The sequence below is a fragment of the Micromonospora sp. NPDC051924 genome (assembly GCF_055586005.1).
The window spans coordinates 162234-181723 of sequence record NZ_JBVJJA010000005.1; the positions used below are offsets into that span (position 1 = coordinate 162234).

Consider the following 19490-nt stretch of genomic DNA (forward strand, 5'->3'; position numbering starts at 1 on the left):
CCCGGAGGAGGGTTCATAGTGGGAGCAACCAAGGCGGTCACCGACGCGAGCTTCGCGAGCGATGTGCTGAAGTCGGACAAGCCGGTTCTGGTCGACTTCTGGGCGGAGTGGTGCGGGCCGTGCCGCAAGGTCTCGCCGCTGCTGGAGGAGATCGCCGGCGAGATGGGCGACGAGGTCAGCATCGTCAAGCTCAACATCGACGAGAACCCCGAGACCGCGCGCGCCTACCGGGTGATGTCGGTGCCGACCCTCACCATCTTCAAGAACGGTGAGCCGGTGCAGTCCATCGCCGGTGCCAAGCCCAAGGGTGAACTGGTCCGGCTCATCCAGTCGGCGCTCTGAGCCGACGCCCGACACCTCCGGAACCCCCGTCGCCCGTCCCGGGTGGCGGGGGTTCCGGCTCTGCTGACCTGGCCGAACCCGAGGCCGGTTGGTAACCGATCACGGTACGCTCCGTAAGCGTCCCCGTGCGGGGCGAGCACCTCGTCGGAGTCTCCGGCCAGCCAGCGTCCCTCGCAGAGGAGGTCGTCGTGCGTCCGATCCGACCCGGTGACCGGGGACCCGCGGTGGCCGAGATCCGTACCGTCCTCACCGGCCTGGACCTGCTCCCCGCCGGCGGCGGGGGCGACGAGTTCGACGCCGCGACCGAGCGGGCCGTCCGGGCGTTCCAGCAGTCCCGTGGCCTCAGCGTGGACGGGCGGGTCGGCGCGGAGACCTGGCGGGCGCTGGACGCGGCCCGGTGGCGGCTCGGCGCCCGGACCCTGTACCACGCGGTGCCCGAGCCGCTGATCGGCGAGGACGTCCGCACGCTCCAGGAACGCCTCCTGGAGATGGGGTACGACGCCGGCCGCGCCGACGCCATCTACGGGATCCGCACCTCCCGGGCGGTCGCCCAGTTCCAGCGGGAGATGGGCCTGAAGCCGGACGGGGCATGCGGCCCGCACACCATGAACGCCCTGCGCCGCCTCGGCCGGAAGGTGGTCGGCGGGCGCCCGCAGTGGCTCCGCGAGTCCGACGCGATCCGCCAGGCCGGACCCACGCTCGTCGGGCGGACCGTGGTGATCGACCCGGGGCACGGCGGCACCGACCCGGGCGAGGTGGTGCCCGACGGCCCGCTGCGGTGGACCGAGTCCGACATCGTGTACGACCTGGCCAGCCGGCTGGAGGGGCGGCTCGCCGCAGCCGGGGTACGGGTGCAGCTCACCCGCGGCCCGTCGCCGCGTACCTGCCGGCCGGACGCCGACCGCGCCCAACTGGCCAACTCCCTCGGCGCGGACGTCTTCATCTCGCTGCACACCGACGGGCACGCCAATCCGGCGGCGGACGGGGTAGCCACCTATCACTACGGCACCGACAACGGCGTCACCTCGGCCACCGGGGAGCGGTTGGCCGGGCTGGTGCAGCGAGAGATCGTGGCCCGCACCGGGCTGCGCGACTGCCGTACCCACGCCAAGGCCTGGGACCTGCTGCGGCTGACGAAGATGCCGGCGGTCCGGGTCGAGGTGGGCTACCTGACCTCACCGGCGGACCGGGGTCGGCTGGTCGACCCGCGGTTCCGCGACCGGGTCGTCGAGGCGATCGTCGCCGCCGTGCAGCGGATGTACTTCCCGATCGAGCGGGACGTCCCCACCGGCTCGATCGACGTGAGCGAGCTGCGGGCGATCGTCACCGCCGGCACCGTGGTGGACTGAGCCGGCGGGCGCCGGTCAGCTGGTGGAACGGGTGGCCGGGGCCGGTCGCACCGGCCGGAGCAGCGTCTCCGGGCTCATCGAGCCGAGCAGCTTCTCCAGCGCGTACTCGACGTCGGACTTCCAGCTCAGCGCGGTCCGCAGCTCCAGCCGCAGCCGGGGGTAGCGGGGATGCGGGCGGACGGTCTTGAAGCCCACCGAGAGGAAGAAGTCGGCCGGCGCGACGCACGCCCGGGTCGGGTCGTCCTCCGCCCCGTCCCCGAACTTGGCGTCGCCGAACGCCTCGATCGCCTTGATGCCGCGCTTCGTGAGGTCGCGGGCCACGCCCTGCACCAGCATCCGGCCCAGGCCGCCGCCGGCGAACGCCGGCACCACGGTGGCGTTCATCAGCAGCGCGGCGTCCGCGGAGACCGGCGAGGTGGGAAAGGCCATCGAGCGCGGAACGTACGCGGGCGGGGCGTACATGACGAAACCGGCGGGCATTCCGTCGACGTACGCGAGCTTGCCGCAGGAACCCCACTCCAGCAGGGTCTGTGAGACCCAGGCCTCCTTCTCCAGCCCGGGGTCACCGGCGGCGCAGGCCCGGTCGGCGGAGACCGGATCCAGCTCCCAGTAGACGCACTCACGGCACGGGCGGGGCAGGTCCTCGAGGGTGTCGAGGGTCAGACTGACCAGACGTCGCGACATCAGCGCATCCCCACCAATAGGCTCGGGGCGGAAGCCACATTCGTGCCGCTTTCTGCCCCCGACGAGCGATCGTACGCCGCCGTCGGGCGGTTCGGGAGGGGACGCGCATACCGCCACCCGGGGCGGCGAGCGGGCCGGTCCGGGATGTGGACGTACCCACATGGCGGGTCCGTCCCTGGTGAGCGGGGACTACGATCGACCAACCGGCCGTCCCGCGCCGCCATGGATGCCGGCATCGCGGGTACCACACCGGGCGGCAGCCCCGCCGACACCCGATCGAGGTGATGTCATGACCGGCACGACGCTCGACGACTACACCGACCGGTACGCCCGCCGGGTCCGGGGGATGACCGCCTCCGAGATCCGGGCGCTCTTCGCGGTGGCGAGCCGGCCGGAGGTGGTCTCGCTCGCCGGCGGGGCGCCGTACATCGCGGCACTGCCGCTGGACGCGGTCGGCGAGATGCTCGGCCGGCTCGCCGCCGAGCACGGCGCGACCACCCTCCAGTACGGCATCGGCCAGGGCACCCTGGAGCTGCGCGAGCGGATCTGCGAGGTGATGGCCCTCTCCGGGATCGACGCCTCCTGCGGCGCCTCCCCGGAGGACGTGGTGGTAACCGTCGGCGGGCAGCAGGCGCTCGACCTGGTGGCCCGGCTCTTCCTGGACCCGGGTGACGTGGTGCTCGCCGAGGGGCCGACGTACGTCGGCGCACTCGGGGTGTTCCAGGCCGCCCAGGCTCAGGTGGCCCACGTGCCGATGGACGACGAAGGGCTGATCCCGGAGGCGCTGGAGGCGGCCATCGCCGACCTGGCCCGCGCCGGGCGACGGGTGAAGTTCCTCTACACCATCCCCACCTACCAGAACCCGACCGGCGTGACACTCAGCGAGGAGCGGCGGGAACGGGTGCTCGACATCTGCGAGCGCGCCGGCCTGCTGGTGGTCGAGGACGACCCGTACGGTCAGCTCGGTTTCGAGGGCGAGGCGCCCGCGCCGCTGCGGGCCCGGCGGCGCGACGGGGTCTTCTACCTGAGCACCTTCTCCAAGACCTTCGCCCCGGGCCTGCGGGTCGGCTGGATCCTCGCCCCGCACGCGGTCCGCGACAAGCTGGTCATCGCCAGCGAGGCGCAGATCCTCTGCCCCAGCGGCTACGCGCAGGCCGCCGTCTCCACCTACCTCGGCACGATGCCCTGGCGACAGCAGCTCAAGGTCTACCGCGAGGTCTACCGGGAGCGCCGGGACGCGATGCTCGCCGCGCTGGCGGACCTGATGCCCGCGGGCACCACCTGGACGACGCCGGGCGGCGGCCTCTTCGTCTGGGCGACCCTGCCCGACGGCCTGGACTCCAAGGCGATGATGCCGCGCGCCATCGCCGCCCGGGTCGCGTACGTGCCGGGCACCGGCTTCTACGCCGACGGCGCGGGAAGCGGCAACATGCGGCTCAACTTCTCCTTCCCCCCGCCGGAGCGGATCCGCGAGGGCATCCGCCGGCTGTCCGGCGTGATGGAGCAGGAGATCGCCATGCGCAAGGTCTTCGGCGCGGTCGGCGGTCCCGGGCCGCGGCGCCGGCAGGGCGGCTCGGACGCGCCCGGTCCCGACTTGGCATGATTCCCGCATGGCCGTCAGCCCTGCCACCCAGGCTTCCGTGACCGACCCCGCCGCCACCGACGAGCTGCACGTCCTGGTGCTCGCCGGCGGGCTCTCCTACGAACGGGACGTCTCGCTGCGGTCCGGCCGTCGGGTGCTCGACGCCCTGCGGACGGTCGGCATGGACGCCGAGCTGCGCGATGCGGACGTGGCCCTGCTGCCCGCGCTGGCCGCCGACCCGCCGGACGCCGTGGTGATCGCCCTGCACGGTGCCACCGGCGAGGACGGCTCATTGCGCGGGGTGCTCGACCTCTGCGACGTGCCGTACGTCGGCTGTGATGCACGCGCCTCCCGGCTGGCCTGGGACAAGCCGTCCGCGAAGGCGGTGCTGCGTGAGGCCGGCATTCCCACCCCGGACTGGGTGGCCCTGCCGCACGACCGCTTCTCCGAGCTGGGCGCGGTGGCCGTGCTGGACCGGATCGCCGACCGGCTCGGCCTGCCGCTGATGGTGAAGCCGGCGCAGGGCGGCTCCGGCCTGGGCGCCGCCGTGGTTCGGGACGCCGCGTCGCTGCCGGCCGCGATGGTCGGCTGTTTCGCGTACGACCAGACGGCGCTGGTGGAACGGTACGTGCCCGGCATGGACGTGGCGGTCTCGGTGATCGACCTGGGCGAGGGCCCGCAGGCCCTGCCCCCGGTCGAGATCGTGCCCCGCAATGGGGTCTATGACTACGCCGCCCGCTACACCGCCGGCCGCACCACCTGGCACGCGCCGGCCCGGCTCGACCGGGAGACGACCGAGCGGGTGGCCGAGGTGGCGCTCGCCGCGCACACCGCGCTGGGCCTGCGCGACCTGTCCCGGGTCGACCTGATCGTGGACTCCGACGGGCAACCGCACGTGCTGGAGGTCAACGTCTCCCCCGGGATGACCGAGACCTCGCTGCTGCCGCTGGCCGTCCAGGCGGCCGGGCTGGACTTCGGCCGGGTGCTCGGCTCGCTGGTGAGCCGAGCCGCCGCCCGCCGCGCGTAGGGCCCGCCCTCAACCGGCCCGGGACTGCTCGGCCGTCGCCTCGTCCGCCCCCGGATTTTCCGCCGGTTCCGGGGCCTCCTCCGGCTCCGGGATCTCCTCGGCCGCCTCGATCACTGAAGCGGGCTCCTCCTCGGCGTCCGGCTCTGCGCTCTCCGCCGGGGAGGCGGAGAGACTCGACGGCGCCTGCCACTGGATCCGCGGCGGCTCAGCCAGCGGACGACCGCCGAACTCGGCCAGCCAGGCGGCGACCAGGGCCAGGTTCTCCCGCCACTGCGCCTCGGAGATGGGCGGCAGGATGGAATCCCACAGGGACAGGAAGGTGCCCCGCAGCTGGAGCCGCCCGTGCGGCCGCGCCAGGAACCACATGTGCAGGTGCGCGGAGCCGTCGCCCCAACGGTTCACGTGCACCCGGGCGACCCCGTCCAGGGACCGGATGGCGCGTTCCAGCCGGACGGTCATCACGCCCAACTCGGCGGCGAGCAGGTTCGGCAGGTCGCCGAGATCGAGGTGGGAACGCGATTCCAGGATGAGCACCATCGGGAGGCCGGTGGGGCGGTCCATCGCGCGTACCCGCCATCGCTCGCCCACCCAGATGTACGCCTCATCGGGCGCGTTGCAGGCGGTGCATTCCCGGTTTCCCTCCCCCCTGCGGGGAGGTTCGACCGGCACCGGATCGTCGAGTTGCTTGACGCGAAGGTCGCCCTCGAAGGGGAACGAGGGCCACTGGGTGAAGTCCGGGGCTGAGGGAGGGGTGTCCTGCACGACGCTGACCCTAACCGAGTCGGCGACGCCTGTCCCTACCTGATTCATCGGCGGGTGCCGGTTCTTCCGGGGATCCCGGCCCTGCCCGGCAGCGGCTGTCCACCGCGTTGTCCACAGGCCGCCGAGATTGCCACCACACCGCGTCATCCACAGGTCAGCAAGGCTTTCGCCGCGCTGTTTCACGTGAAACGGGGATGCCCTGTGGAAAACAACTGTGGATAACGCCGGGCAACACCGGACGGGTTGTCGATCGGTCGAGCCCTCTCCTCTCAACGACCGAACCACCGATTGGTGCCGGGCTCGAACCGGTTTGCTGATCTCGCTCGTGGGTGGCGGCCGGCCGCCACCTCGCCGTCCCCGGCTCCACGGTCTGGTGACGCCGCCCTCGGGACGTCGGCCCTCTGTTTCACGTGAAACGGCCATGGGGCACCTGCCGAAAATCCTCGAACCCGCCGCTGTCCACGGGGGCCATTGCCGCAGAGCGAGCCGGTCTGGACCTCGTCATTGGGCGGATGCAGAGGGACCGGCTCGCTGACTGCCCGCGCCGCACTGAGCAGCCCGCAATCAACTCGCCTTGCGGCCATGTCGCGGTGTCCGGCGCGCTGGATCCGCCGATGTGCGGCATGTTGAGTGGATCAACCCGGCCACCGGACCCGGATGACCGGGGAGGGAGGCCGGCGGACCGAGGTTGAACCCGGGGAGCTCGAGGCGGAATCGGGGGCCGGAAACTGAGGTCCGGCGTAATCAAGTCGCGGGTGGGGGTCTGCTAGCCAAAGCCTCGGGTACGGGCAACGGGCCGGGATGAGCGGAAGCCTCTGGCACCCGGGAGGGCCGGCCGAAGAGGTCCAGAGTCGAGCGCTGCGGGACGGAGCGGCCAACAATCAGACGGGGCCGATTCGACGGACCGCTCCGACCGCACGTGGTTTCGCACCACGCAGTCGAGCTTGGGCTCGGACACCAATGGCCGTTCGAGGGTCGGATGTCGTGGCGCAGTCAGCAGCCGCCTCGGATGTCGAGAATCGCGAGCCTGTGCCGAGGGCCGGTGCCGGAGCTGGGGCCGGTGCCGGGGCCTGGGCCGGGGCGGCGGGCAAGGGCCCCGGAGCCACGGGCGAGACGAACAGCAACGAGCGAGCGCCGCCGGCGTGGACGCCGCGAGGGGCTTGGCCATCGCAACGGGTCGCACCGGGGGAGGACGGCGTTGGCCGTGAGTGTGCCGGTCCCGCCGTCAGCGGTCAGTTGCGCCGGCAGCCAAGGTCGACTCCCGGTCTTCGGCCGGGCCACCCACTCTGCCGGCCCCTCCACTACCGGGCGCAGCTCCGATCCCTTGTCGCCTCGGCCCGACGCCGCCTCTCGGCAGGGAGCCCCGGCATCGTCTCCGAGCCATGGTCGTCCTGGTCGCATCGAATCGCATTGACGCTGAGACCGCGTCAACCATGCTCCCAGTGGTCAAGCAGGTTCGGCCAACCATCGCCACAACCTCTACGAGACGGGCTCGACGCCGGCTTCAACCCGGACAGCCTCCGGCAGCGCTCGCCATCCGTTTCACGTGAAACCACAACGCCCGCCGTCCGGGTCCGTTCCACGTGAACGCTGGACCCGACCGTGGGCGCCTGAGCAGCCGGCCTCGATCGGGACCATCGTGTCAGGCGGCGACGGCGGTGACGCCTTGAGGGCGTTCCACGTGAAACTGTCTGCCGGACCCGCCCCGAGGGACCGGGGATCGAACGTCGCCGGGAAAGCGGCCGTGTCTGGTCCACCGCCCGCCGGACCAACAGGGCGGGACGAGAAGTAAGCCACGCAGCCCGCTCAGACGGCCGCTCGCCTGCCGAGAAACGAAACCGGTCCCCGAGGTAGCCCTAGCCCTGAGCAACCCCGGAGGGGGCAGCAGAAACCGTCGGACGACCGATCGCTCCGAGCGCCGCGAACACCGGCCGGCGACCGAGCCCGAAAACGCCTCGGCCGCGTCATCCGTTACGGGCGACGCGGCCGAGACGATCCGGGTCACTGCTCGGGCTGGTCCTCCTCGCCCACGCCGATGAGGCCCACGATCCGCTCAAGGTCGTCGACGGTGGCGAACTCGATGGTGATCTTGCCCTTGCTCCGGCCGATGTCGACCTTCACCCGGGTGTCGAACCGGTCGGAGAGCCGGTCCGCCAGATCCGACAGCGCCGGCGCGTGCGGCTTCGGCCGGCGCTTGGCTGCCGGGGTCTTGGCCGGACCATCGGCCAGCGCCAGCGCCACCAACTCCTCGGTGGCGCGTACCGAGATGCCCTCGGCCACGATCCGCTTGGCGAGCTGCTCCTGCGCCTCGGCGTCGTCCAAGCTGAGCAATGCCCGGGCATGGCCGGCGGAGAGCACGCCGGCGGCGACGCGCCGCTGCACCTGGGCCGGCAGGTTCATCAGCCGAATGGTGTTGGAGATCTGCGGTCGGCTCCGGCCGATCCGTCGGGCCAGTTCCTCGTGGGTGGCGCCGAACTCCTCCAGCAGCTGCTGGTACGCGGCCGCCTCTTCCAGCGGGTTGAGGTTGGCGCGGTGGATGTTCTCCAGCAGCGCGTCCCGGAGCATCGCGTCGTCCTTGGTGTCCCGGACGATCGCCGGGATGCTGTCCCGGCCCACCGCCTGGGCGGCCCGCCAGCGCCGCTCGCCCATGACGAGTTCGTACTTCTCGCCGTCGAGCTGGCGTACGACGATCGGCTGAAGGAAACCGACCTCCTGGATCGAGGTCTTCAGCTCCTCCAGCGCCTCCTCGTCGAAGACCTGCCTGGGCTGCTTCGGGTTGGGCACGATCGCGTCGACCGGGATCTCGGCGAAGCGGGCCCCCGGCACCGGACTCAGCTGCGGCTCGGGCTCCACCGCCGGGGCAGGCGCCCCGATGGCGGCAGCCGCACCGGCCACCGGCACGGCCGGGGCGGTCGTCGCACCGCTCTCGGAGTCGGCGGCCTCCGGCGCGGTGCCCGGCGCCGGCCCGGTGGGGATGAGGGCACCGAGCCCTCGGCCCAGACCGCCGCGAGGACGGTTCTTCATGCGACGCCTCCCAGCGACTTCTCCGCACTACGCATTCCGGCTCACCGGCTCCTTGACGCCTCGCTCGGCGATCTCCTGGGCGGCCTCGAAGTAGCTCGTCGCCCCCCGCGAACCGGGATCGTAGGTCATGACCGACTGGCCGTAGCTCGGCGCCTCGGAGACCCGCACGTTCCGGGGGATGACCGCCTGGAGCACCTTGTCGCCGAAGTGGTTCCGGACGTCCTGTTCCACCGCGTCGGCCAGCCGGGTACGCCGGTCGTACATGGTGAGCAGGATGGTGGAGACCTCCAGCCGCGGATTGAGGTGCTGCCGAACCAGGTTGATGTTGTTGATCAGCTGGTTGAGGCCCTCCAGCGCGTAGTACTCGCACTGGATCGGGATCAGCACCTCCTGCGCGGCCACGAGCGCGTTGACGGTCAGCAGACCGAGCGACGGCGGGCAGTCGATGAAGACGTAGTCGAAGTGCCCCGGATAGGCGGCGATGGCGCGGGCCAGCCGGGACTCGCGGGCGACCACCGAGACCAGCTCGATCTCCGCGCCGGCCAGGTCGATGGTGGCCGGGACGCACCACAGGTTCGGGATGCCCTCGACCGTTTGCGCCACCTCCTCCAGCGGCACGCTGTCGATCAGGCAGTCGTACACGTCCGGGATGCCGGTGTGGTGCGGGACGTTCAACCCGGTGGAGGCGTTGCCCTGCGGGTCGAGGTCGACCACCAGCACCCGGTTGCCATGCAGGGCGAGCGCCACCGCCAGGTTCACCGTGGTCGTGGTCTTGCCCACGCCGCCCTTCTGGTTGGCGACGCACATCACCCGGGTCCGTTCGGGACGAGGCATGGTCACCTCGCCACTGGGATTCAGGATCTGCACGGCACGCATAGCCTCCATAGCCAACGGTGGGTCATCCTCTTCGCGCGTCGGGGTTTCACGTGAAACGTACGTGCTGCCGGCGGCTTCGGTCGCGGAGCCGGTGGCCGGTGGCGTGTCGGAGGGCACCACCACCCCGGCGACCACGTCCGGGGCCGCCTGCGGGCTGGTCTGGTGCGGGACGCCCGAGACCGGCGGCTGCGGATCGTAGCGACCGGGGACGGCCGCGTTGCCCCGCGCCGGGCCGGGTCGCGCGCTGGGCGCGTTCGCCGGCCCGTCCGTCGGGTCGTGCGGCTCGCGTGACAGCGGAACGTTCGCCGGCACGGAGGAGGTCGGCCGGCCCGGCACCTCCCGGCGTCCCGCCGGGCCACCGTCCGGCGGACGCGTGGACGGGTCGCGGGAGTCGCCGCTCACCGGCCAACCCTGGTAGTCGGTTTCACGTGAAACGGGATCGCCCGCGGAGGGTCGCCCTTCCGGCCCGGTCACCCGTTGGTCGTCGTACCTGCCGTCGTCATGCACCTGTCATCCCTGCCCGCTCCGGATGGTCGGTCCGCACCCGTCAAATCAGGCCCTCGCGCTGAAACGGCGCGGCGTCACGGCCCGGCGGGAACGGTCGGGTTCGGGTGCCGCCCGGCACCGCCGTTCCACACTATCGACGCGCGGTCAGCCTACGGCGGACGGGCGCAGCCGGTCCACGTCGGGTTCTGATCGATCTGCTCGCCCGGATCCGGTCCAACGACCGGATCGGCACCCGGAAAGACTTACGGCGTCAGCGTTCGCGGTTGCGGCCGCCCCGGCGGCGACCGCCTCGCGAGCGCTTCGGTCCCTTCTTCCGTGCCGGACCGATCACCCGTTCCCGCACCACCTCGATCACCGTCGCCGGCGGATCGATCACGCCCACCCCGCACCGGTGCAGTTCCGGCTCGCCACCGCCGAGCCGGGCCACAGCCGCACCGTGTTCGGTGATCTCCTCGGCCGCCGAGGCGCCCTTGAGCGCGACCAGTCGGCCGCCGGCCACCGTCAGCGGCAGGCACCACGCGGCGAGTCGGTCCAGCGCGGCGACCGCCCGGGCGGTCACGATGTCGGCGGTGAGCGGCGGAGTGTCACGCGTACCGGCGGCCGCCTCCTCCGCCCGGCCCCGGAACACGCGGACAGCGCGGGTCAGTCCGAGTTGCTCCACCGCCTCGACCAGGAAGGCGGTCCGCCGGGCCAGCGGCTCGACCAGCGTGACGGTCAGGTCGGGCCGGGCGATCGCCAGCACCAGGCCGGGCAGTCCGGCGCCGGAGCCGACGTCGATGACGCTCGCGCCCTCGGGGATCCGCTCGGCCATCGCCGCGCAGTTGAGCAGGTGCCGCTCCCAGATCCGGGGCGTCTCGCGGGGGCCGATCAGGCCGCGCACCACGCCCTCCGTAGCCAGCAGTTCGGCGTACGCGGCGGCCAGGTCGAGCCGGTCGCCGAAGAGGGTACGGGCGGCGCCCGCCAGCTCCGGCGGCAACGTCACGTCGGAAGGGGTGGGCCGCTCGCCCGACCCCGGCGTGACCGAACCGGCACCATCGTCCACAAGGGACGGCCCGGCGGGCGCGATGGGCTCGGCGAACACCGGATCGACGGCACCGACCGGCGCCACCGGCGCCGCGTCGTCCGCCGGGGCCGAGGGGTCCGGCTCGCCGGAGAAGGCAGGGTCGACCGGGGCCTCCGAATCACCCGGGAAGGCCGCGGCGACCGGGGCCGCCGGCTCGCCGGAGAAGGCAGGGTCGGCCGCGGTCGACGGGGTGACAGAGAAGGCGGGGTCCGTCGCCGTCGACGGCGTGTCGGAGGAGGGCCGGTCCGTCGGAAGGGCGGAGTCGGCGTCGGAGAAGACCGGGTCGACGGTGGGGTCCGGCTGCACAGGCGACGGCCCGGGCGGCGTACCACCCGGGCCGGACACGGCACCCGCCGTCGTCTCGTCGTGGGTCACCCCGTCAGTCCACCGGCCGGACGACGATACGGCGGTTCGGCTCGACGCCCTCGGACTCGCTCTCCACACCGCTCATCGCGTTCACCACGTCGTGCACGCACTTGCGCTCGAACGCGGACATCGGCTCCAGGCGCACCGGCTCGCCGTACTCCTTGACCTTCTCGACGGCGTTGCGGGCGACCGCGGCGAGCTCCTTGCGCCGGGCGGCACGGTAGCCGCCGACGTCGAGCAGCAGGCGGCTCGGCGAACCGGTCTGCCGGAACACCGCCAGCCGGGCCAGCTCCTGGAGCGCCTCCAGGGTGGCGCCACGCTGACCGACCAGGCTCTGCAGGCGGTCGCCGACCACCTCGACGACGGGACGGCCGCCGGAGACCAGCTCGTCGATGTCGCCGTCGTAGTCGAGGATGTCGAGCAGGCCCTCGACGTAGTCGGCCGCGATCTCGCTCTGCCGGAACAGGTCGCCCTCGGCCGGGGCCTTCTTCTCGGCCTGGGTCTCCTCGGCCTCGTCCGTGGTGGCCGGCACGCTCTCCTCGTCCACGGACGGGTCGGCGCTGGGAATGCTGGTGTCGGTCACGGTGTCAACTCCGTACTCGCTCGGCCGGACCGTCGGGTCCGCTGGTCTCCCGGGGCCGGCGGGAGGTTTCGCCGGTGCCCTCGGGCACGTCTGTACGGGCCAGTTTCGCCCGTGACCGCGCTCCGCGCGGCGGTTCCGGCCCGGCGCCGACCGTACGGCGGCAGCTCGGGGGCCGGATCGGGCCGCCACCGGGAACCGGCGGCGGCCCGAAGGCTCAGCCCTGCCGCTTGGCGGGGCCGCCCTTCTTCGGGTTGACCGGCTTGGCGCCGGGCTTCGGGCCGGCCACCTTCGGGGCGGTGGCGGGCGCCTTCGCCGCCGGCTGGGTGGTCTTGCGACCGAACAGCCCGCCGCTCTTGGCGACCGGTTGGCCGTTCCGCGCCGCGGTACCGGTCTTCTGGGGCACCAGCGGTGGGAACTTGCGCAGCACCCACTGCTGCTGGCCGAGGGTGAAGAGGTTGTTGGTGACCCAGTAGATGATCACACCGATCGGGAAGATCGAGCCGGAGACCAGCAGCGAGACCGGGATGCCGTAGAGCATCAGCCGCTGGACCATACGCTGCTGCGGGTCCTCCGCCCAGCCGGTCTTCAGGATCATCTGGCGGCTGGTCAGGTAGGTGGTGGCGATCATGATCGCGACCAGGATGCCGGCCACGATCTTGACGGTGTGCCCGCTGGCGCCCAGCCGGGCCAGTTCGTCCGCGGTGGAGCCGAACTTGCCGGCGATCGGGGCGCTGAAGAGCTTGGCGTGTGCGGCGCTGTCGAACTGCTCCACGGTCCAGCCGTAGAGGGTCTTCTGCGTCTTGCCGGGGTCGAGCCGCCGCAGCGTGTGGAAGAGTCCGAGGAAGACGGGGATCTGGAGGAACATCGGAAGGCAGCCCATCAGCGGGTTGGCCTTTTCCTTCCGGTAGAGCTCCATCATCTCCTTCTGGAGCGTCTCCCGGTCACCCTTGTGCTTCTCCTGGAGCTCCTTGACCTTGGGCTGGAGCGCCTGCATCGCCCGCTGCGACTTGATCTGCTTGACGAAGACGGGGAACAGGATCACCCGGACGGTGACCACCAGGAAGATGATGGCCAGGATCCAGGACCAGTTCGTACCGATCACGGCTCCGACCGGCACGATGGCATCCCAGGCCGAGTGCCAGGTCAGCAGGATCCACGAGATCGCGTAGTAGATCCAGTCGAGACTAAACACTCAGGCTCCAGTCACGTCGGCACGGCGGCGGTCGCCCGGCTCCGGCACCGGGTCGTGTCCACCAGGGTGGAAGGGGTGGCAGCGCGACAGCCGCCGGACCGTCAGCCAGCCTCCCCGGAGCGCACCGTGCCGGGACACCGCCTCGACGGCGTAGGCACTGCACGACGGGTAGAACCGGCAGCGGGCCGGCAGCGCCGGACTTATCCACCGACGGTACGCGATGATGGGCGCCAGCAGCATGCGGGCACCGGTTGTAGTCGGCCGCGGCGCGGCGGTCCCACCGTTCATCGGGACCGCCGACCCCGGGGGGACCGCGCGGCGGCGAGGGCCGCGTCCAGGTCGGCCCCGAGCCGGGCGTACGAGGCCTCGGCGGCCGGCGGCAGGGCGCGTACCACGAGGGTGCTCCCTGCGGGCAGGTCGGCGAGGCGCTCGCGGACCAGGTGGCGGAGCCGACGCCGGACCTTGTTCCGGACCACCGCGTTGCCGACCGCCTTGGACACGACGAAGCCGGCGCGGCTCGGCGCGGAGGTCTCCGCACCGCGATTCCGCGCCGGCTCCGGCCGGGTTGTCGCGGGTTGTCCGGTCTGCTCGGGAAGGGTCAGGTGGACCACGACGGCACCACGTCCGACGCGTCGGCCACCCCGGACCGCTGCGGCGAAGTCGCTACTGCGCCGCAGTCGTTGCGCGGCGGCCAGCACGACTGCCCACGTCCCCGGACCGGACCGGTCGGCCTCAGGCCGACAGGCGGGTGCGGCCCTTGGCGCGACGGGTCGAGATGATGGCGCGGCCGGCACGGGTGCGCATGCGCAGCCGGAAGCCGTGGGTCTTCGCGCGCCGGCGGTTGTTCGGCTGGTAGGTGCGCTTGCTCACGTCAGGCTCTCCGTTGTCGTACGCCCCGCGCGGGGGATCGCCCGGGGTCGTTTGGTGGTCCAGGCCACCTCGGCGGTGGCCTCCGATCGGTGCTGCCCGACGACGCGGGTCCTCGGCGATGCGGGGAAGCGACCGCGGACAGCAAGCACCCATCACCCTAGCAGAGGGCGAGAGAGCAGCCGCTCCAGCCTACGCAGGGGGGCAATGACCGTCAAACATCACACCCGGGGCCCCGACCCGCGCCGGAGCCGACCGAAGGGGCGGTTTTCACTGATGTTGACAAGGCTGCCCCGGCGTCGACGGTTGATGACGCGGGGTCCGCGCTGTTAGCGTGCCCGATTGCGGTCAGCGTCGGGGGTCCGGGTTGTCGCTGACAGGCAAGACCGGACAAGGTAGTGAATCGTTCGGCACGGTGAACCCGCTTCAACGCCTCCGGGAACCAGGGGGCAGGTCCGACCCGCGTCCGGTGGGCGGCCACAATCGGTCGGTACACACAGGCTGTGGATAACTTGTGGATGACGACCGGTCAGCCGTCCGGGCGGGCGTGAGCAGAGGCGAGGGGGTGGCACGACGGTGACCGGAGCGACCGACCTTGCCGCGGTGTGGACGGCGACGACCGACGAGCTCGCCGACGAGATCATCTCCGCACAACAGCGGGCCTACCTCCGACTCACCCGGCTCCGGGCGATCGTCGAGGACACCGCCCTGCTCTCCGTACCGGACGCGTTCACCCGCGACGTGATCGAGTCCCGGCTCCGCCCGGCGATCACCGAGGCCCTGAGCCGGCGGCTCGGCCGGCCGATCCAGGTGGCCGTGACCGTACGGGTCGCCGAGGACCCGGCGGGCCGCCCCGCCGGCACCGTCTACCGGAGCGCCCCCGAGTCGTCCGCCGAGCCCGACGGACCCCAGGACCTGCTGGCGGGATTCGACCAGCCCGGCCCGTCGGTGGCCGCGCCCGGCTTCCCCGAGCTGGACTTCCCGACCCGGCCGGAGGCCTCCGCGTACGCCGAGCCGCGTCCGGAGCCGCCGGCCGAGGAACCCAGCCGCCGGCAGCGCACCGCCGACGGCGGCCGCCCGCAGCTCATCCCGGCCAGTCGGGACGGCCAGGACGACCTGTTCAGCGCCGCCTTCGCCGAGCCGCTGCGGGCCACCGAGCGCCGGGTCTTCGACGAGCCGGCGCGGATCGATGGGCCGGCTCCCGACGGCCGCGGCTACGAGCCGCCCCGGTACCGCGAGACGGGCGGCCCGGTGGACGCCCCGCCGCTGCGCGGCCTGCCCCGCGACGGCGGCACCGACTCCGGCCCGGGGCGAGGTGGCGCGGATCACCGTCCCGGCGCGTCGCCCGACCGGCGGCTGCCCGGCGGCGCGGAGACCGGCGGCAACCGGCTCAATCCGAAGTACATGTTCGAGACGTTCGTCATCGGCTCCTCGAACCGCTTCGCGCACGCGGCGAGCGTCGCGGTGGCCGAGTCGCCGGCGAAGGCGTACAACCCGCTCTTCATCTACGGCAGCTCCGGGCTGGGCAAGACCCACCTGCTGCACGCCATCGGGCACTACGCCACCACGCTGGGGAACGCCCGCTCGGTCCGGTACGTCTCGACCGAGGAGTTCACCAACGACTTCATCAACTCGCTGCGGGACGACAAGACCAGCGCGTTCCAGCGCCGCTACCGGGACGTCGACATCCTCCTGATCGACGACATCCAGTTCCTCGAGAACCGGGAGCGGACCCAGGAGGAGTTCTTCCACACCTTCAACACGCTGCACAACGCCAACAAGCAGATCGTGATCACCTCCGACCGGTCGCCGAAGCAGCTGGCGACGCTGGAGGACCGGCTGCGGACCCGGTTCGAGTGGGGTCTGCTCGCGGACATCCAGCCGCCGGACCTGGAGACCCGGATCGCGATCCTGCAGAAGAAGGCGGCCCAGGAGCGGCTCTTCGCCCCGCCGGACGTACTGGAGTTCATCGCCTCCCGGGTGTCGAACTCGATCCGGGAACTGGAGGGCGCGCTGATCCGGGTCACCGCCTTCGCCAGCCTGACCCGCTCGTCGGTGGAGCTGTCGCTCGCCGAGGAGGTGCTGCGGGACTTCATCCCGGACGGCGCCGGCCCGGAGATCACCGCCGACCAGATCATGGTCTCCACCGCCGACTACTTCGGGGTGAGCCTGGAGGACCTGCGCGGCCACTCCCGCTCCCGGGTCCTGGTCAACGCCCGCCAGGTTGCCATGTACCTGTGCCGGGAGCTGACCGACCTGTCGCTGCCCCGGATCGGGCAGGCGTTCGGCGGCCGGGACCACACCACGGTCATGCACGCCGACCGGAAGATCCGCCAGCAGATGGCCGAGCGCCGCTCGCTCTACAACCAGATCGCCGAGCTGACCAACCGGATCAAGCAGACCACCTGAGCGACGGCTTCAGGTCGGCACGCCGAACTGAAGCCGTCGTTTCGTACCCGTCGACGCGACGCCCGGCCGGAACACCGGCCGGGCTTTTCCGTGCCGGTGGACGCCCGGGGCTTGACCCTCGACCCGGTGGAGGGCCCACGATCGGAGTCGTGTTCATCCACAACACGGCCCGGTTGTCCACATCCCCTGTGTCACAGGCGGTGGAAAACCACGCTCCGTCCGGAGCCGGTTACCCACAGACTGTGGACAACTCCTGGGGAAGACCCTGTGGACGCCTGGGGACAACGGACCGGTTGTCCACCGACGACGGTCGGCCTGTGGGTTGCCTGTTGAAGGTTCTGGGGACGACGTGGATCAACGCCGCCCGGCCTGTCCACACCGCTGGGGAGAAACCCGGTGGATTAGCGGTGGACAACCGGTGGACAACCGTGGACAACCTGGGGGCGGCGCCCGCCTGTGGACCGGAACACGGGTTCTACCCCTGGTTCTCCACAGTCAAACCACCGGTGGATAACCTGTCTGGCCTGCGCGGACGCCGGTTCTCCACAGTTTGCACAGGTGCGATGAAGACGATGAGTTATCTCTTCTAAACAACAAAAACCAATCATCACCGTTGGACTTCCTGTGGATCGGGCCGGAGCGCTGCCGTCGGCAGTCACCCCGGCACCTGGATCCACGGGGTCGGGCGCACAGCCGATGCCCACGCGACCTAAGGTGCGATAGGTACCCGCACGGTCGGGCGGGGCGGGTGGCAGCGGTCGGCATGAGAGAGTTGTCGCTGACGTCGACGCGGAGGCATTGATGAAGTTCCGAGTGGAGCGCGACGCGCTCGCCGAGGCGGTCGCCTGGACCGCCAAGAGCCTGCCCAACCGACCCTCCGTACCGGTGCTGGCCGGGGTGATGCTCCGAGTCACCGACGGCAACCTGCAGGTCTCCGGCTTCGACTACGAGGTCTCCAGCCAGGTCACGGTCGAGGTGCAGGGCGACGCGGACGGCGCGGCGCTGGTCTCCGGCCGCCTGCTCGCCGAGATCACCAAGGCGCTCCCGGCCAAGCCGGTGGACATCGCCGCCGTCGGTGCCCACCTGGAGCTGGTCTGCGGCAGCGCCCGCTTCACCCTGCCCACCATGCCGGTCGAGGACTATCCGGCCCTGCCGGAGATGCCGGAGAGCGCCGGCACGGTCGACGCCGCCGCCTTCGCCGCCGCCGTGGCCCAGGTGGCCATCGCCGCCGGCCGGGACGAGACGCTGCCGATGATGACCGGCGTACGGATCGAGCTCTCCGGCAGCACCCTGGCGATGCTCGCCACCGACCGCTACCGCCTCGCCCTGCGCGAGATGGAGTGGAACCCGGACGACCCCGAGATCAGCCTCAACGCGCTGGTGCCCGCCCGGACGCTGCACGACACCGCCAAGGCCCTCGGCCCGCTCGGCGGCCAGGTGACCATGGCGCTCTCCCAGGGCGGCGCCGGCGAGGGCATGATCGGTTTCTCCGGCGGCACCCGGCGGACCACCAGCCGGCTGCTGGACGGGGCCAACTACCCGCCGGTCCGCTCGCTCTTCCCGGCCGCCCACAACGCCGAGGCCCGGGTGTCGGTCAGCACCCTGATCGAGGTCGTCAAGCGGGTCGCCCTGGTCGCCGAGCGGACCACCCCGGTGCTGCTGAGCTTCAGCGCGGACGGGCTGGTCGTCGAGGCCGGCGGCACCGAGGAGGCCCGGGCCAGCGAGGCCATGGAGGCCACCTTCAGCGGCGACCCGCTGACCATCGGCTTCAACCCGCAGTACCTGATCGACGGCCTGGCCAACCTGGGCGCCCAGTACGCTCTGCTCTCGTTCGTCGACGCCTTCAAGCCCGCGGTGATTTCGCCCGCCGGCGAGGATGGCGAGGTCATCCCGGGGTACCGGTACCTCATCATGCCGATCCGCGTGTCCCGCTGATCGCGACCAGCAAGACCCAGACGTACGGAGGTAGCAGCAGATGCAGCTCGGCCTGGTAGGACTCGGCCGGATGGGCGGCAACATGCGCGAGCGGTTGCGCGCCGCCGGGCACGAGGTGGTCGGCTACGACCGCAACGCGGAGCTGAGCGACGTCGCGAGCCTCGCGGAGCTGGCCGAGAAGCTGGAGTCGCCCCGCGCGGTCTGGGTGATGGTCCCGGCCGGGGTCACCGACGCCACGATCGACGAGCTCGCCGGCGTGCTCGGTGCGGGCGACATCATCATCGACGGCGGCAACTCCCGGTTCAGCGACGACGCCCCGCGCGCCGAGCGCCTGAACGAGCAGGGCATCGGCTACATCGACGTCGGCGTCTCCGGCGGCGTCTGGGGCAAGCAGAACGGGTACGCCCTGATGGTCGGCGGCGCCCAGGAGCACGTCGAGCGGCTCATGCCGGTCTTCGAGGCGCTCAAGCCCGAGAGTGAGTTCGGCTTCGTGCACGCCGGCCCGGTCGGCGCCGGCCACTACGCCAAGATGGTGCACAACGGCATCGAGTACGGCCTGATGCACGCCTACGCCGAGGGCTACGAGCTGCTGGCCAAGTCCGAGCTGGTGACCAACGTGCCGGGCGTCTTCAAGTCCTGGCGCGAGGGCACCGTGGTCCGGTCCTGGCTGCTCGACCTGCTCGACCGGGCGCTGGACGAAGACCCGGACCTGTCCGAGCTGAGCGGCTACACCGAGGACACCGGTGAGGGCCGGTGGACCGTCGACGAGGCGGTCCGGCTCGCCGTGCCGCTGAACGTCATCGCCGCCTCCCTCTTCGCCCGGTTCGCGTCCCGCCAGGACGACTCGCCGGCGATGAAGGCCGTCGCCGCGCTGCGCCAGCAGTTCGGCGGGCACGCCGTCCACAAGCGCTGACCGGTATCC

The 19490-nt window shown here is 71.8% G+C and carries 17 protein-coding genes; 7 read left to right on the plus strand and 10 right to left on the minus strand.

The features are described from left to right. Nucleotides 1-18: 18 nt before the first annotated feature. The gene (gene trxA / locus ACZ6S5_RS05775; protein ID WP_465998130.1) at nt 19-342 is read left to right on the plus strand and encodes a thioredoxin; all 324 of its coding nucleotides are present in this window, start codon (nt 19-21) and stop codon (nt 340-342) included. 188 nt (nt 343-530) lie between these two features. Next, nucleotides 531-1691 carry an N-acetylmuramoyl-L-alanine amidase gene (locus ACZ6S5_RS05780; RefSeq protein WP_465998132.1) on the plus strand — a complete coding sequence of 387 codons (1161 nt, stop codon included), beginning with the start codon at nt 531-533 and terminating at the stop codon, nt 1689-1691. 15 nt (nt 1692-1706) lie between these two features. Here ACZ6S5_RS05780 and ACZ6S5_RS05785 read toward each other — a convergent pair whose 3' ends face one another. Further along, entirely contained in the window at nt 1707-2375 is a 669-nt protein-coding gene (locus tag ACZ6S5_RS05785; RefSeq protein ID WP_265007942.1) for a GNAT family protein, read from the minus strand. A gap of 289 nt (nt 2376-2664) precedes the next feature. On the opposite strand from ACZ6S5_RS05785, the gene ACZ6S5_RS05790 reads away from it, so the two are divergent. Continuing rightward, a complete protein-coding gene (locus ACZ6S5_RS05790) occupies nt 2665-3978 on the plus strand; it encodes an aminotransferase-like domain-containing protein (protein WP_465998133.1) in 1314 nt (437 codons plus the stop codon). Nucleotides 3979-3985: 7 nt separating this feature from the next. Beyond that, complete coding sequence (locus ACZ6S5_RS05795; RefSeq protein ID WP_465998135.1) at nt 3986-4984, plus strand: D-alanine--D-alanine ligase family protein; 999 nt, start codon at nt 3986-3988, stop codon at nt 4982-4984. A gap of 9 nt (nt 4985-4993) precedes the next feature. On the opposite strand, the gene ACZ6S5_RS05800 is transcribed toward ACZ6S5_RS05795, so the two are convergent. From ACZ6S5_RS05800 to rpmH, 9 genes are all read right to left on the minus strand, one after another. After that, complete coding sequence (locus tag ACZ6S5_RS05800; RefSeq protein WP_465998137.1) at nt 4994-5794, minus strand: hypothetical protein; 801 nt, start codon at nt 5792-5794, stop codon at nt 4994-4996. Nucleotides 5795-7747: 1953 nt separating this feature from the next. After that, entirely contained in the window at nt 7748-8770 is a 1023-nt protein-coding gene (locus ACZ6S5_RS05805) for a ParB/RepB/Spo0J family partition protein (RefSeq protein ID WP_465998139.1), read from the minus strand. Nucleotides 8771-8797: 27 nt separating this feature from the next. Further along, nucleotides 8798-10153 (minus strand): ParA family protein, encoded by a 1356-nt coding sequence (locus ACZ6S5_RS05810; RefSeq protein ID WP_465998141.1) that lies wholly within the window; start codon nt 10151-10153, stop codon nt 8798-8800. A gap of 250 nt (nt 10154-10403) precedes the next feature. After that, complete coding sequence (gene rsmG / locus ACZ6S5_RS05815; protein WP_465998291.1) at nt 10404-11195, minus strand: 16S rRNA (guanine(527)-N(7))-methyltransferase RsmG; 792 nt, start codon at nt 11193-11195, stop codon at nt 10404-10406. A 400-nt stretch (nt 11196-11595) separates the two neighbouring features. Further along, nucleotides 11596-12114, minus strand: a complete 519-nt coding sequence (locus ACZ6S5_RS05820; protein WP_465998292.1) for a Jag family protein — start codon at nt 12112-12114, stop codon at nt 11596-11598. 265 nt (nt 12115-12379) lie between these two features. Then, the gene (gene yidC, locus ACZ6S5_RS05825; protein WP_465998143.1) at nt 12380-13357 is read right to left on the minus strand and encodes a membrane protein insertase YidC; all 978 of its coding nucleotides are present in this window, start codon (nt 13355-13357) and stop codon (nt 12380-12382) included. Next, nucleotides 13358-13597 (minus strand): membrane protein insertion efficiency factor YidD, encoded by a 240-nt coding sequence (yidD, locus tag ACZ6S5_RS05830; protein WP_199737128.1) that lies wholly within the window; start codon nt 13595-13597, stop codon nt 13358-13360. It lies immediately after the preceding gene. A 44-nt stretch (nt 13598-13641) separates the two neighbouring features. Next, complete coding sequence (gene rnpA, locus ACZ6S5_RS05835; RefSeq protein WP_465998145.1) at nt 13642-14055, minus strand: ribonuclease P protein component; 414 nt, start codon at nt 14053-14055, stop codon at nt 13642-13644. 34 nt (nt 14056-14089) lie between these two features. Then, nucleotides 14090-14227, minus strand: a complete 138-nt coding sequence (gene rpmH / locus ACZ6S5_RS05840; protein ID WP_074478258.1) for a 50S ribosomal protein L34 — start codon at nt 14225-14227, stop codon at nt 14090-14092. A gap of 573 nt (nt 14228-14800) precedes the next feature. On the opposite strand from rpmH, the gene dnaA reads away from it, so the two are divergent. The 3 genes from dnaA to gnd all read left to right on the plus strand — a co-directional run bounded on the left by dnaA (nt 14801) and on the right by gnd (nt 19481). Next, nucleotides 14801-16633 carry a chromosomal replication initiator protein DnaA gene (gene dnaA, locus ACZ6S5_RS05845; protein WP_465998147.1) on the plus strand — a complete coding sequence of 611 codons (1833 nt, stop codon included), beginning with the start codon at nt 14801-14803 and terminating at the stop codon, nt 16631-16633. Nucleotides 16634-17434: 801 nt separating this feature from the next. Next, nucleotides 17435-18568 carry a DNA polymerase III subunit beta gene (gene dnaN / locus ACZ6S5_RS05850; RefSeq protein ID WP_465998149.1) on the plus strand — a complete coding sequence of 378 codons (1134 nt, stop codon included), beginning with the start codon at nt 17435-17437 and terminating at the stop codon, nt 18566-18568. A gap of 40 nt (nt 18569-18608) precedes the next feature. Then, nucleotides 18609-19481: a phosphogluconate dehydrogenase (NAD(+)-dependent, decarboxylating) gene (gene gnd, locus ACZ6S5_RS05855; protein WP_465998151.1), complete on the plus strand. Its 873-nt coding sequence runs from the start codon at nt 18609-18611 to the stop codon at nt 19479-19481. The last annotated feature ends 9 nt before the right edge of the window (nt 19482-19490 follow it).